The 12,981-nt window shown below is 41.9% G+C and carries 9 protein-coding genes and 1 pseudogene; 6 read left to right on the top strand and 4 right to left on the bottom strand.

All coding sequences use genetic code 11. The features are described 5' to 3' along the window. Positions 1 to 154: 154 nt before the first annotated feature. Positions 155 to 1,072: a hypothetical protein gene (locus Q0541_RS19325; protein WP_298913734.1), complete on the top strand. Its 918-nt coding sequence runs from the start codon at positions 155 to 157 to the stop codon at positions 1,070 to 1,072. 27 nt (positions 1,073 to 1,099) lie between these two features. On the opposite strand, the gene Q0541_RS19320 is transcribed toward Q0541_RS19325, so the two are convergent. Beyond that, positions 1,100 to 1,327, bottom strand: a complete 228-nt coding sequence (locus Q0541_RS19320; RefSeq protein ID WP_298913731.1) for a hypothetical protein — start codon at positions 1,325 to 1,327, stop codon at positions 1,100 to 1,102. A gap of 758 nt (positions 1,328 to 2,085) precedes the next feature. Here Q0541_RS19320 and Q0541_RS19315 point away from each other — a divergent pair. Together Q0541_RS19315 and Q0541_RS19310 are read left to right on the top strand one after the other, a co-directional pair. Further along, positions 2,086 to 4,461 carry an AAA family ATPase gene (locus tag Q0541_RS19315; RefSeq protein WP_298913728.1) on the top strand — a complete coding sequence of 792 codons (2,376 nt, stop codon included), beginning with the start codon at positions 2,086 to 2,088 and terminating at the stop codon, positions 4,459 to 4,461. Between the two features lie 169 nt (positions 4,462 to 4,630). After that, positions 4,631 to 5,173 carry a Uma2 family endonuclease gene (locus Q0541_RS19310; protein WP_298913841.1) on the top strand — a complete coding sequence of 181 codons (543 nt, stop codon included), beginning with the start codon at positions 4,631 to 4,633 and terminating at the stop codon, positions 5,171 to 5,173. A gap of 39 nt (positions 5,174 to 5,212) precedes the next feature. Here Q0541_RS19310 and Q0541_RS19305 read toward each other — a convergent pair whose 3' ends face one another. Next, positions 5,213 to 6,025, bottom strand: coding sequence for a class I SAM-dependent methyltransferase (locus Q0541_RS19305; RefSeq protein WP_298913725.1), 813 nt, complete (start codon positions 6,023 to 6,025; stop codon positions 5,213 to 5,215). A gap of 209 nt (positions 6,026 to 6,234) precedes the next feature. On the opposite strand from Q0541_RS19305, the pseudogene Q0541_RS19300 reads away from it, so the two are divergent. Together Q0541_RS19300 and Q0541_RS19295 are read left to right on the top strand one after the other, a co-directional pair. After that, positions 6,235 to 8,187, top strand: a pseudogene (locus Q0541_RS19300) (serine/threonine-protein kinase). A gap of 69 nt (positions 8,188 to 8,256) precedes the next feature. After that, positions 8,257 to 9,003 carry a DUF561 domain-containing protein gene (locus tag Q0541_RS19295; protein ID WP_298913723.1) on the top strand — a complete coding sequence of 249 codons (747 nt, stop codon included), beginning with the start codon at positions 8,257 to 8,259 and terminating at the stop codon, positions 9,001 to 9,003. Between the two features lie 30 nt (positions 9,004 to 9,033). Here Q0541_RS19295 and Q0541_RS19290 read toward each other — a convergent pair whose 3' ends face one another. Next, positions 9,034 to 10,200, bottom strand: a complete 1,167-nt coding sequence (locus Q0541_RS19290; protein ID WP_298913721.1) for a DegT/DnrJ/EryC1/StrS aminotransferase family protein — start codon at positions 10,198 to 10,200, stop codon at positions 9,034 to 9,036. A 327-nt stretch (positions 10,201 to 10,527) separates the two neighbouring features. Between Q0541_RS19290 and fetB the strand changes: the two genes are divergently transcribed. Beyond that, positions 10,528 to 11,304: an iron export ABC transporter permease subunit FetB gene (gene fetB / locus Q0541_RS19285; protein WP_298913718.1), complete on the top strand. Its 777-nt coding sequence runs from the start codon at positions 10,528 to 10,530 to the stop codon at positions 11,302 to 11,304. Between the two features lie 246 nt (positions 11,305 to 11,550). On the opposite strand, the gene Q0541_RS19280 is transcribed toward fetB, so the two are convergent. Next, positions 11,551 to 12,981, bottom strand: a 1,431-nt coding sequence (locus Q0541_RS19280; protein ID WP_298913715.1) for a hypothetical protein, incomplete at its 5' end; no start/stop codon positions are given.

Raw genomic sequence — 12,981 nt, 5'->3', positions numbered from 1 at the left:
TTTTCTCTTTTTAGAGAAAGGAATGGAAGTGAGGTCAGAGTGTATTGTATAGAAACCAGAAGCGCTATAGTTGCTACAACGTGAACTAATTAGTTCCTGATGGAAATTGTCTAGAAATATTTTGACTACTTTCTAACTACTTATGTCGAGAGGAATGCCTTGTCAATTTATCCCATTTCAGATGCTGCACCGAAGTTCTGAGGGTTGGAAACCCACTATTAGACTTCTCCCCTTGTTAGTGGGAGGATGGTTAGTGCTGATTCCCAACTCTACCCCAGCACAAGCACAAATCCACAACAAGGTGCTACTGGCTCAAGAAGCAGGTGAAACTTTACCGCCACCGCCAATTCCCTTTGGTCAACAGCCATCACCGCAGTTACAACCAGTACAGGACAATCAATTTGAGCAGAACTTTCAGCCCTCCCAACTAGTACAAAATAATCAATTTGAGCAGGATTTTCAGCCCTCTCAACCATTACAGAACAATCAATTTGAACAGAATTTTCAGCCCTCTCAACCTGCACAGTTTAGTCAATATAACCAGAACTTTGAGCGCTACTCAGTTTACGTTGATAGTAGTGATTTCCAGACGCTACAAGCAATCCGTCGGATTGAACCCAGTGCTTACATTCGCTACTACCAAGGACGGAATGTAATTCAGTCAGGAGTTTTTAACAGAGTATCTAACGCCCAACAACGGGTCAGAGAGCTACAGTCACGAGGCATTTCTAATGTACGGATCAGCTCCGCTAACGGACAGGAAATAGATGGAGGTAATAGAGGCTTTGTAGGCGATCGCAGTAATATAAATCCTCCCAGGCAAGCCTCTAGATATTATGTCGTCATTCCCACCACTCAACAAGAGTTACCTGCGATCGCAGCAAAAATTAGGCAGAATATAGCCCCATATAGTCAAGATTTAGGACGATCTGGCGCAGTCCTCGAAAGGACGCAACCACGAGGGCCACACGTAGCAGTAGGGCCTTTCCCTGAGCGATTCCAAGCTCAGGAATGGAATAAATACCTGCGAAATATAGGATATGGTAATGCCAGGGTTTACTACGGAAAGTGAATAAGTTAGGAGTCATTCCCTCGATTCTTAACGCAGGGATTCAAGAATTACTGCTGTTGTAATTAAACACAACAGGATAATTCCTAGTGGAAGCAAAAACTGTTGTAAAAGGTACAGCAGTATGGGGATGATTTGTAAGATACCTAAACCACTGGATAAAACGTAGGCGATCGCAATGCCAAATAGCACCAACAAGAAATATTTCAAAGATTTAGAAGCAAAGCGAAATAGAAGCGTATCCTGATTTGTGTGCATAATTTTAGTTACGAAAGTAGCTGAGTTTTTAGTAGTGAATATTCTTTTTAATTTCCCGTTTCCCATTTTAAAAAGGAGGATGTGGGAAATTATGCCTAGTCTGAAGATTAATTTTACTAGTGAATAATTACCTGATTGGGTGAATTCTTCAAAGACTGTTGTTGCCTTTGTAGCTCATTTTCCTTTTCCTAATTAGCTAATAGTTGAAACGAAATAAACAAGCCCAACAACAGCAGCAAAAATGAGCCTAAACTAGAGGGATACTTATTTCTCGCTCAACACCACATTTGAGGCAAACATATCTATTGGGATTACGTGTATCTTGAGCAAAGGGGCAGTGATTTTGATTGCAATCATGATGACAATCTTTGTCTAACATCATTGAACCTCCTGTAGGGTAAAGACTTACATACTTACTTGTAAATACGCTCTACAGAATCTAATTAGTTAATAGCTACTGCCTGTTTAGTAGACACCACTTTCATGAGTCATTAATATGGGAGAGGAACAAATAATATCTGTGATTTACTAAGCTTGCAATAGTAGCGCTGGTAAAATCTCTCCTCAACCACCTTTTCTTGGCGCTTAACTTAACTTCGCCTGTATTAATTACAATAGTAATACAGCCCAGAATGCTTTGCAGTCGGATAAAGTGAGTTCCCTACCGAGTAGGAAAAAGTATTTTGTAGTATGACGGGTAGGAAGAAGTAGTAAAAATATGGTTATAATGAATTACAAATGATACATCAAGCTAGCAAATGGGTGCAGAAGAAGCCTTAGAGTTTGTAGATAACTTGGTTTTTCTCAAGACGGGAGAACACTTAGATAAAACTCAAAGGATTATCTTGCGTCATTTGTGGGAGGATGAAAAGCGGACTTACCAGGATATTGCCAATAGCCGTGGTTACACTGAAGCGCATTTAAAAGCAGTTGGTGCAGAACTTTGGCAATTACTATCAAAAGTGCTAGGGGAGAAAGTCTCAAAATCTACCTTCCAAGGCGTGGTTCAGGGGTTTAGAACAACGCAACAGTCGCAACAAATCTCCCAGATTCCCAATTTAGTGGGCAATGGCACTAAACCTCAAGAAATAGATTCTAACTTCGTGGGGCGCGATCGCCAAATAGCCGATCTCCACGCCCTTGTGAGTCGGGAAGCAAAAGTTATTCTCATCCAGGGTGAAGGCGGTGTTGGTAAAACCACCTTAGCACGCAAGTATTTTAAAACTCAAAAGTTTAATTTTGTACTGGAACTGTGGATGGCCACAGAAATCCAAAACCTCACTCCTGTGGAGAGTGTGGTTGAGGAATGGCTGCGGCGATACTTTAAGGAAGAACCGGGATGCGACTTTGGTATCAGCTTAGAACGACTACGGCGCAAACTCCGAGAACAAACTTCTAAAATTGGGGTATTTATCGATAATCTAGAAACTGCTCTCGATAAAAATGGCAAGATTCTCGAATCTCGTCGCCCTTATGTTGAACTATTGAGACTATTAGCAGATCAGGATGTGCATTCAGTTACTTTAGTAACGAGTCGTGAGCGTTTGCGGGAGTCAAGTGTAGAGGTTCATCTCTACCCACTGGAAGGTTTAGATGATCAAGCGTGGCGACAATTTTTCAGCCGTCGCCACATCAATTGTGATTCTACTATTCTCAGTGAAATGTGCAAAGCTTGTGGAGGTAACGCCAAAGCAATGCAAATTCTCCGAGGAGCAATATTGACAGATTTTTCTGGTGATATACATGCCTATTGGCAGGAAAACTGTACAAATTTATTAATAGAAAGAGAGTTAAAAGATTTAGTCGCCAGTCAATTTACCCGTCTCCAAGAAAATGACTTAGAAGCCTATCGTCTCCTGTGTCGTTTAGGATGCTATCGTTATCAAGATATTACTTCATTACCTATTGAGGGAGTTTTATGTTTGCTTTGGGATGTACCAGAACAAAAACGTAGAGGTGTAATTAAAGCTCTGCAAGATTTGTCTTTAATAGAAGCAAAAAAAGGACAATACTGGCTGCATCCGGTCATTCGTGATGAAGCGATTAGTAGGTTAAGGTTAATCAGTGAAGAATGGGATTTAGTAAACCGAAAAGCCGCAGAATTTTGGACGCAACGAGTTGCAGCCGTCAAAAATATCACAGATGCTTTAACCGCTTTAGAGGCTTATTATCACTATGTAGAAATTAGTGATTTTGAGCAAGCTGGTGATGTAATTTTACAAGGAAGAGGTGAACAGTGGAGTATAGGGTTGCCTTTGGGTTGCTCGTTTTACCAACTGGGACTGCTCCAGAAAAATTTTTCTGTCATTAAACGGATAATAGACGATATAAAATCGCCAGAAAGATTAATTAAACTTTACAATATCCTGGGGTATACATATCGAATTATCGGGTGTATTAGAGAAGCTATAGAATGTTATGAAAAATCAGGAAAAGTATTAGGCGAATTAGATGTCAAAACAAAAATATCTATTTTGTTCAATACAGGGCTTTGCAAACTTGAATTATGGGAAATAGAAGCAGCCGAAGATTGTTTTAATTCTGTTTGTAGCCTTGCTGAACAAAATAGCAACCTTGATGATTACATGGCATATGCTCAATGCTGTCTAGCTTTGATAAAATCACGCTCTGGTAGCAGAGAAGATGCTTTGAATCTTGCTGAAAATGCCTTTTATGCCATGTCATCATCAACTAGAGTGACTTTATGGGGAATAGGGCATAGTTTAGTAACCCTCTGCTTAACTTATAAAAATTTAGGTAATTTAAAAAAATCCTTTGAGTTGTGCCAACGAGCTATATTTAATTCTGAACAAAACAACTTTACTCAGATCAAAGCTAAAGCTATCAGTTGTCTGGCGGAACTTTTTCGAGAAGAAGGAGAATTTCCTAGAGCAATTTTTCATCATTCAGAAGCAATAGAAATTCTTGATAAAATAGGTGCTAAATCTGATTTAGCTGAAGCTTATTATCAGTTGGCATTGACTCATAAAAAAATGGGTGAAATTGAGCAGAGTAGGGAAAGTTTTGTGCAAGCGATGTCTGCGACGGGCTACGCCTACGCACTTTTTCATGAAATGCAAGCATCCAGGCAAGTTGAGAAAGTTCAAACAGCGATGGAGTGTTTTGAAAAATAAGCAATAATATTCGATTTTACTGCTTATTCCTATTTTTTCACGATCCAGCAGAACATAGGAAGCCTTTGGAGTGACAGGTTTGGCGATGACTAGGAAATTCATGGGGCGATCGCTCCTGGAGAGGTCTGTCCATAATATAAATACAGGGCGTGTGATAATCAGAGGTTTTATGTCCCTAACGCTTGATGACTTGGAAAAAATGCAGCAACAGTATCCTGACTATCGGATGGAACTAATCAAGGGTAATATTATTGTTTCGAGTCCATCAGGATACGAATCAGATGAAGTAGCAGCTGCAATGATTGCCGAATTACGTAATTGGGTAAGACCGCGCAAACTAGGACGAACAGCAGCTTCTAGCGCTGGTTTCAGATTGCCAAATTCAGATTTACGCGCACCGGACGCCTCATTTGTTTTAGCTGAACGCTTGCGTCACAGTCCCAAATCTTTTGCTCAATTGGCTCCCGATTTGACTGTAGAGGTGAAGTCCCCTAGTGATAATTTAGAGGATCTGAGAGCCAAGATTCAAGAATTTCTGAGTTTGGGAACTAAGGTAGGAATTTTGCTCAATCCAGATGAGCGGATTGTTGAAGTTTACAACTTTGGACAAGAGGTAATAATACTTCGTGATGGCGATATTTTAACAGTTCCCGAACTGCTTCCAGGATGGGAAGTACCAATTACAGATTTGTGGCCTCCAGAGTTTGACTAGGATAGTGGTAAAAGACCCTACAGACGTAGATGGATGGAACTAGAATATCGGGTTGCTATATAATCCTTTAACCTTCAGGAGTTTAAAAACTACCGAATAGGGACGTGTTTTGGAATTGAAAAGCTTCCGGTCGTTTTCTGCAAGATGATATCGTTCTGGGGTAATTCTTGGTTCTTCAAATTCGTCCACAGAAAAACCTGCTGCCTTGAAGGCTTTCCAGTAGTCGGAAAGAGGACGGTGAAACCAGATAAATGGTGTTGTAAAATGGTTCCAAGGTTCATCGTTGCGTTGTGTCCTTTCAAAGTAAGAAGAAGCCCAACCATAACAAACTGTCCCATCCTCATTTACAGTTGTCGAGTTGCCTTGGGGAAAGCAAGGATGTGAGAACACAAGGATTGCAATACCACTAGGCTTAAGAACACGATTGAATGCCCTGATTGCTCCTTCGAGATCAAGCAAATCCATGAGAACGTAATTCGAGATGATAATATCAAATTGCTCATCTGGAAGCGACTTGAGTTCAGTGCATGAATCCAAATGAAAATCTATATCTAGATTCTTTTGGCTAGCTCTGAATTGGGCAATTTCTATCATCTGAGGTGAAAAATCTATAGCAGTTACACTGGCACCTTTAAGGCAAAGTTGGCGTGCCAGATATCCTGTGCCACAACCAGCATCGAGGACAGACAATCCCGCAACATTACCAGCGAAACTCCATAGTACCGGATCTGAGTTTAGAATTCGATTGCTATCGCCATCCTCGCCAACTTGAATATCCCAGTCTGTAGCTCTATTATCCCAGAGTTCAAGTATTTCTTTCTCGTCAAACTTTACCATTATTTCTTCAGTCATGTATTCCTCCTGAAAGGCATAACTTAATTATTTTCGTATAGGCATTTACTGAACTTTATGAGTATAGTGGCGCTATGCTGCATTTAATACCTAGCTGAATTAGGACAATAAGCTCCAAAAGCAAAATTTTACAACATAGCGATCAGAAATACTAAGGGATGCACAGGAAGTATTTATCATAGATTACAACGGGTGATAGATGCCTAACTATGAGCTACTGCCTCAATCTCAGTTGCATGAAGCCCCTCAACCCTAATGGCATAAATTTTTGTCAAAGTTGCGGGACAAGATTACTACCACGGCTACGAAACCGCTACCACATTATTCAACCACTGGGAGGCGGCGGATTTGGCAGAACTTTTTTGGCAGAGGATGAAGACAAGCTCAAAGAGCATTGTGTAGTTAAGCAGCTAGCACCCCAAGTCCAAGGAAGTACCGCTTTGCATAAGGCAACGGAATTATTTCAAGAAGAAGCACGGCGTCTGCAACAGCTAGGAGAACATCCTCAAATTCCCACTTTGTATGCTTATTTTGAGCAGGATAACTATTTATATTTGGTGCAGCAGTTGATCAAAGGGCAAACTTTAGGGCAGGAGTTACGACAACAAGGAATTTTCAGTGAAGACAAGATTTGGGAAGTTTTGAGTGAATTATTACCTGTTTTGAAGTTTGTCCACGAACATCAGGTAATTCACCGCGACATTAAGCCAGAAAATATTATCCGTCGCCAAAGCGATTGCAAGTTAGTGCTGATTGATTTTGGCGTTGCCAAGCAGTTAACTACAAATTCTTTGGATAATACAGGCACGAGTATTGGTTCCTATGGCTATGCGCCAATTGAACAAATGAAACTGCGTCGCGCTTATGCGGCTAGCGATTTATTCAGTTTGGGTGTGACTTGCTTTCATCTGTTAACAAGAATTAACCCCTCTGAACTCTGGGCTGAAGAGGGCTACGGCTGGGTAACACACTGGCAGCAACACGTGAGGTTGCCAATATCTGCATCCATAAAAAATGTACTAGGTAAGCTGTTACAAAAAAATATCGAGGAGCGTTACCAGTCAGCGGATGAAGTCCTCCTAGATTTGGATTCAAGCTTACAGCCGCTATCAATGGATCAGTATAGACCCCCATCTGCTTTACTCGCCACTGTTGCACCGCCATCTGCTTTACTCGCCACTGTTGCACCGCCGAAAATCCAGTGGAAAAGTAAACTGCTGGTGGGGGGTGCTGTTGTGCTATTGGGGTTAGGGGGATATATATATTTACGAAGCTTAGCGTCTATCACAACTCTAACTGGGCATTTAGGTGAAGTTAATTCCCTGGCTATGAACTCTAACTCTTTAACTAATAACCTTGCCAGTGGCAGCGATGACAAAACTGTCAAAATTTGGAACATCGAAAGTGGGCATGAAATTCGTACTCTTACCGGGCATTCAGACTGGGTTTATGCTGTTGCCATCAGCCCAGATGGAAAGACTGTTGTCAGTGGCAGCAAGGATAAAACTATCAAAGTCTGGAATTTAAATACTGGTAAGGAAAGCCGCACTTTGAATGGTCATAAAGACTTCGTTAATTCTGTTGCTATCAGCCCGGATGGTGAGACTATTGTCAGTGGTAGTTATGACAAAACCATCAAAGTCTGGAATTTGAATACTGGTAAGGAAATAAGTACTATTACGGGGCATTAAGGGGATGTTTTTTCCGTTGCCATCAGCCCGGATGGTAAGACTATTGTCAGTGGCAGTAAGGATAAAACTATTAAAGTCTGGAATTTGAATACTGGTAAGGAAATAAATACCATTATGGGGCATTTAGGCGATGTGAATGACGTTGCAATTAGCCAAGATGGTCAGATGTTAGCTAGTGCTAGCGATGACAAAACCATCAAAGTGTGGAAACTGGACACAGGCATGGAAATACGCACTATTCCGGGGTATTTAGCTGATGTAAATGCGATCGCCTTCAGCCCAAATGGGGAATATATTGCTAGTGGTAGTGATGACAAGACTGTAAAAGTCTGGAAACTGAACACGGGAGAGGCAATACACACCTTTAATGGACATTCAGCCGAAGTTTATGCGATCGCTTTCAGTGCAGATGGCAAAACTTTGGTTAGTGGCGGTAAGGATAAAACTATCAAGATTTGGCAACTGCCATAGTAATTTAGTCCCTCATCAACTGAGGGACGGTAGAATATACCTAATTTTCATAGCTTCAAAAGCCCAACCATGACGATGCATTCTCCACTCCAACGTGCATTTAATAACCGCCGCGTTCTGAAAGTGATCAGCGGCTTGAATAACTTCGACGCCGCTAGCGTCGCTGCGACTGTCAAAGCTGCTGAATTTGGCGGTGCTACTTTTGTCGATATTGCCGCCGATCCAACCTTGGTACAGCTAGCTAAAAATTTGACAAAATTACCAATTTGTGTATCAGCAGTAGAACCAGAAAAATTTGTGCAAGCTGTGGCAGCTGGTGCTGATTTAATTGAAATCGGGAATTTCGATTCCTTCTATGCTCAAGGACGCCGTTTTGAGGCTCCAGAAGTGCTAGCGCTGACTAAGCAAACCCGCGCTCTTTTCCCGGAAATTACCCTATCTGTCACCGTTCCCCACATTTTGGAACTAGATCAACAGGTACAGTTAGCAGAAGAACTGGTGAAAGCTGGAGCGGACATTATCCAAACCGAAGGCGGTACTAGCAGTAACCCAGTTCACCCTGGAACTTTAGGATTAATTGAAAAAGCTGCTCCCACTTTGGCAGCAGCTTTTGAGATTTCCCGTGTGGTGTCAGTGCCAGTATTGTGTGCTTCAGGCATTTCTAACGTTACTGCACCATTAGCGATCGCTGCTGGTGCTGCTGGTGTTGGTGTTGGTTCCGCCATCAATCAACTCAATAGCGAAGTAGCCATGATTGCCGCTGTGCGTGGCTTAGTGGAAGCCTTAACAACTGCTAGCAGCCGCGCGATCGCTTAGTCTTTAATGTGAAGTGGGGAGTAGTAAATATTAAAATTCCCTATTCCCTATTCCCAAACAATCCTTCAACGCATAAATCACCTGGTCTTGCTGCTGTTGTGTCAATTCTGGGAACATAGGCAAGGATATGACTTCATGACAAGCTTGCTCTGCTATTGGTAAGTCCCCAATTTGATAGTCTAGACTTTGATAAACTGGCTGCAAATGTAAAGGGTGGGGATAGTAAATCATTGAACTCACGCCCTGCTCTTGCAATTGATTACGCACCCAATCTCGATATTTGGCACTAGAACCATTTCGCCCTTGACCTGATATGCGAACAGTGTATTGATTCCATACCCCAATACCCCCAGATAATTCTTGGGGCGGAACGATCTCTGGAACTTGGCTAAGGAACTGATAGTAATAATTGGCGATATCTCGGCGGCGATCATTCCAAATATCTAAATAACGCAGCTTAATTTGCAAAATAGCTGCTTGGAGAGCATCCAAGCGGCTATTTACACCTATTTCCTCGTGTAAATATCGAATTTTACTACCATGATCCCGTAGTATTCGCAGTTTAGTAGCGATCGCTGGGTCATTAGTCGTTATTGCCCCGCCATCGCCGCAACCACCAAGATTTTTGGTAGGGTAGAAACTAAAGCAACCAATATGTCCAATGCTTCCTACTTTTTGATCAGCCCAAATCGCCCCTGTAGACTGAGCACAATCTTCAATTATTGACAAATTGTGAGACTGAGCGATCGCCATCAATGATGTCATATCCACAGGTTGTCCAAATAGGTGAACCGGGATAATCGCTTTGGTTTTGGGTGTAATCGCTGTCGCCACTTGCTCTACATCCAAATTAAACGTAGTAGCGTCAATATCAACGAAAACAGGCTTTGCACCCACGGCGCTAATCACTTCAGATGTCGCAATAAAGGTGAAAGGCGTTGTAATCACTTCATCGCCTGCACCAATTTCCAAGACTCGTAATGCTAAGTAGAGCGCATCAGTACCAGAATTACAAGCCACACATTCAGTAACAGTATTATAAGCAGCAAACTGTTGCTCAAAGCCTTCGACTAAGGGGCCGCCAATATAGCGGCCAGAAGCCAGAACCTCTAATACAGCTGCACTTACTTCTGCTTCGATGGTGGTGTATTGCTGCTTAATATCAAAGGCAGGGATGGGATTTACACTTTGGATCATGAGTTCTCATTTTATCGGGAGATACAAAGGATGCACTTCAACAGTCAATTTTTGCTGATTGAATTATTAATCAAAGAGGAGCTACTAAAAGACTATCGCCCAAGATACGCATCTATTAGGGTTTTTACTTAAATTGTGTGGTGGTCAACTACCGCACATTTAATTTACAGATAGTAGATATACTAGGTGTTTGCCATGTTTTGGTCGTACCATTTTGAATTTTGAATTGATGAAAGTGATATATATCAACCAAGATCCAACACATCGGATCAAAGTTCCAGGCATGTGGGCTGCTTTGATAACAAAATACCAGGAGATAGAGAACCCATGCAGGATCTGATCAAGCTGGATTTCGTGGATTTAGCTATTGCTGTGGGATTGATGGCGATCGCCATTGGTTTATCTGCGTGGGAAAAATTAGGATTAGAGTTTAACTTAGCCCTTGCTACTGGGAGAACCATCTTACAACTACTTGTATTGGGATACATTTTAGATTTCATCTTGGCTTTAGACAATGCTTGGGCAGTTTTGGCGCTATTAGCAATAATGCTGACAATTACGGCGATTGTCGCACGAAATCGCATCAGCCAAAAAATTCCTTATGTGTTGCCTTTGGTGTGGGGTGCAATTTTAATTAGTACCGCCCTGACAGTGCTTTACACCAACTTTTTGATCATTCAACCAGAAAGATGGTATGAACCACAGTATATAATTCCCCTAGCAGGGATAGTCTTAGGTAATGCTACTAATGCAGCAGCGATCGCAGGCGATCGCCTTGTCAGCACCATTAATTCCAGCTATCTCGAAATAGAAACCCATTTGAGCTTAGGCGCAACTCCAGAGCAAGCAGTTAGCCAATACCGCAAAGACGCCATCAGAGCCGGATTGATTCCTACTCTCAATCAAATGATCCTCATAGGTATGGTCGCAATACCAGGAATTACCACCGGACAGTTATTAGCTGGTGTAAAACCTCTGGACGCAGTATCTTACGAAATTTTGATTATGTTCATGGTTGCTTTCGCTAACTTGTTGACAACAGTTTTAGTCACGAAGGGGTTGTGTCGTCAATTTTTCAATTCCGCCGCGCAGTTAATAAGGTGAGGGAATTAATCTACATCCAAGAGTATTTTATCATCTTGCCCTGGCAGATCAAGAGCAATCAATAGCGCTCGGTTCAGTTGAGCGATCGCTTCTTCAGAAAGCCTTCTCCACAAATGCAATCAGCGCGATTTTGAGAGTACCAGAATCTGATCTGTGATTGCGATCGAATCATTCGCAAGCGCGATGTTGATCACGAATTACCGCATATATTCCTAGCTCCTCACTCCTAACTCCTAACTTTTCTACTTACCCACCCAAAGTCCGCGTATAAATTACCTGACCTTGAGAATCGTAGAGGAAAAGGGACAAGTTTGCATTGTCACTAATTACAGCTAAAGCTTCCCGTAAGATTTGCAAGTGATTGGTAATATCAACAGCAGTATTAGAATTTTCAGAATAAGGATTAGCCAAATTATTTTGCCTTATTTGGTCATACTCAGGCGTTAACCTAACAATAATTCTTGTTTTGTCTATGCTAAATGTGCAAATCCGAATTCCATTAATACAGGTTTTATCCAAATCAGTGCGGGTTTGTTGCAAACTACTAACAACTTGTAGTTTTTCTTGTGCTTGTTTGAGGGCTGTTGAATAGGGTTCGATGAGAGACTGAGCCTGAGTGTAGTACAAGCTATCTTGGGAAACTTTTTTAGCAGTTTGCAAAGCCTGATCCCAGTATGTCGCCGCTGCAAGCCATTGGTTTTGTTGCTGATAAACTTTGGCTTGCTTGGCGGTGCTAACGGCTTGTTGGTAGGTTCTAGCAGCTAATTGTTCTTTAGTAGCGCGATCGCGTGCCGCTACTAGTTTAGGTTTATAATCTACCAACAGCTTTTCGGCTTCTTGGTATCCAGGGCTAGTTATGGGAATGCTATTTAAGGCATTAATGGCTACCAGCCAAGTAGACTGAACCTTTTGCCAGTCATTCAAAGATTTAGCAGTAGCTTCCCGATTCTTGGCTGCATTAGCTACAGATTTTGCTGCTGTTAATTTTTTCAGCCATTTTTCCTCAGTAAATATCTGCTGATTTACAGCCTGCAAACGGGGACGATAATCAAATAATTTCCCTTGCACTAGCCCATAGAGTTCATTATCGGAACTTATAGCTTCTAGTGGTGCTATAGCCTGTTGCCATAAATGTTGTCTACTTTGTAATTCCTTTAGGCTATTTGCAGGAATTTGAACTTTTTGTGTCGCCAAAGATGCAGTCTGTAAAGCCTTGACCACCTGGTTGATTTTTTCTGACTGTCCAGACAAACTTGCTTTTAGTTCTTCTGACACCTGGAAACGGGGTGACCAACTAGGAATTGCATTCAGGGCTGCATTGGCTGTTGTAAGCTGCTGTTGTACAGCTACTAATTCTTTTTCAGACTTAGCGCGGCGCATCAGTTGCGGGGATCTTGTTTTTAATTGCTCGGCGTTTTGTATTTCTTTACACTCAGACATTACACAAGGGCGAGTCAAAAAGTAAGTACCACCGCCTAAGACTACAATTCCTACCAAAGCTGCACCTAGTAAGATAGGTTTGATTTGAGATGCTGGCTTTGAAATCGGCAAATTCGGCGCATCTGCAAACGGGTCAAACGGTTTCTTTTCCTCAATCTCATCGAGTGATGAAGAATAAGTCAGAGATGATGAAGAAATGGCAGAAAAGTATTGCCCCTCTGCTCCTCTGCCCCCCTG

Origin of the sequence: uncultured Nostoc sp. (assembly GCF_937863485.1) — a bacterium.
Classification (GTDB): Bacteria; Cyanobacteriota; Cyanobacteriia; order Cyanobacteriales; family Nostocaceae; genus Nostoc.
The sequence above is the reverse complement of the archived record's forward strand: the minus strand, read 5'-3'. Positions and strand labels throughout refer to the sequence as shown.

What these genes read in the sequence shown, in the direction of transcription:
- Q0541_RS19325 (WP_298913734.1), top strand. Translation starts at nt 155, where the DNA reads ATGCCTTGTCAATTTATCCCATTTCAGATGCTGCACCGAAGTTCTGAG.
- Q0541_RS19320 (WP_298913731.1), bottom strand. Translation starts at nt 1,327, where the DNA reads ATGCACACAAATCAGGATACGCTTCTATTTCGCTTTGCTTCTAAATCT.
- Q0541_RS19315 (WP_298913728.1), top strand. Translation starts at nt 2,086, where the DNA reads ATGGGTGCAGAAGAAGCCTTAGAGTTTGTAGATAACTTGGTTTTTCTC.
- Q0541_RS19310 (WP_298913841.1), top strand. Translation starts at nt 4,631, where the DNA reads ATGTCCCTAACGCTTGATGACTTGGAAAAAATGCAGCAACAGTATCCT.
- Q0541_RS19305 (WP_298913725.1), bottom strand. Translation starts at nt 6,025, where the DNA reads ATGACTGAAGAAATAATGGTAAAGTTTGACGAGAAAGAAATACTTGAA.
- Q0541_RS19295 (WP_298913723.1), top strand. Translation starts at nt 8,257, where the DNA reads ATGACGATGCATTCTCCACTCCAACGTGCATTTAATAACCGCCGCGTT.
- Q0541_RS19290 (WP_298913721.1), bottom strand. Translation starts at nt 10,200, where the DNA reads ATGATCCAAAGTGTAAATCCCATCCCTGCCTTTGATATTAAGCAGCAA.
- fetB (WP_298913718.1), top strand. Translation starts at nt 10,528, where the DNA reads ATGCAGGATCTGATCAAGCTGGATTTCGTGGATTTAGCTATTGCTGTG.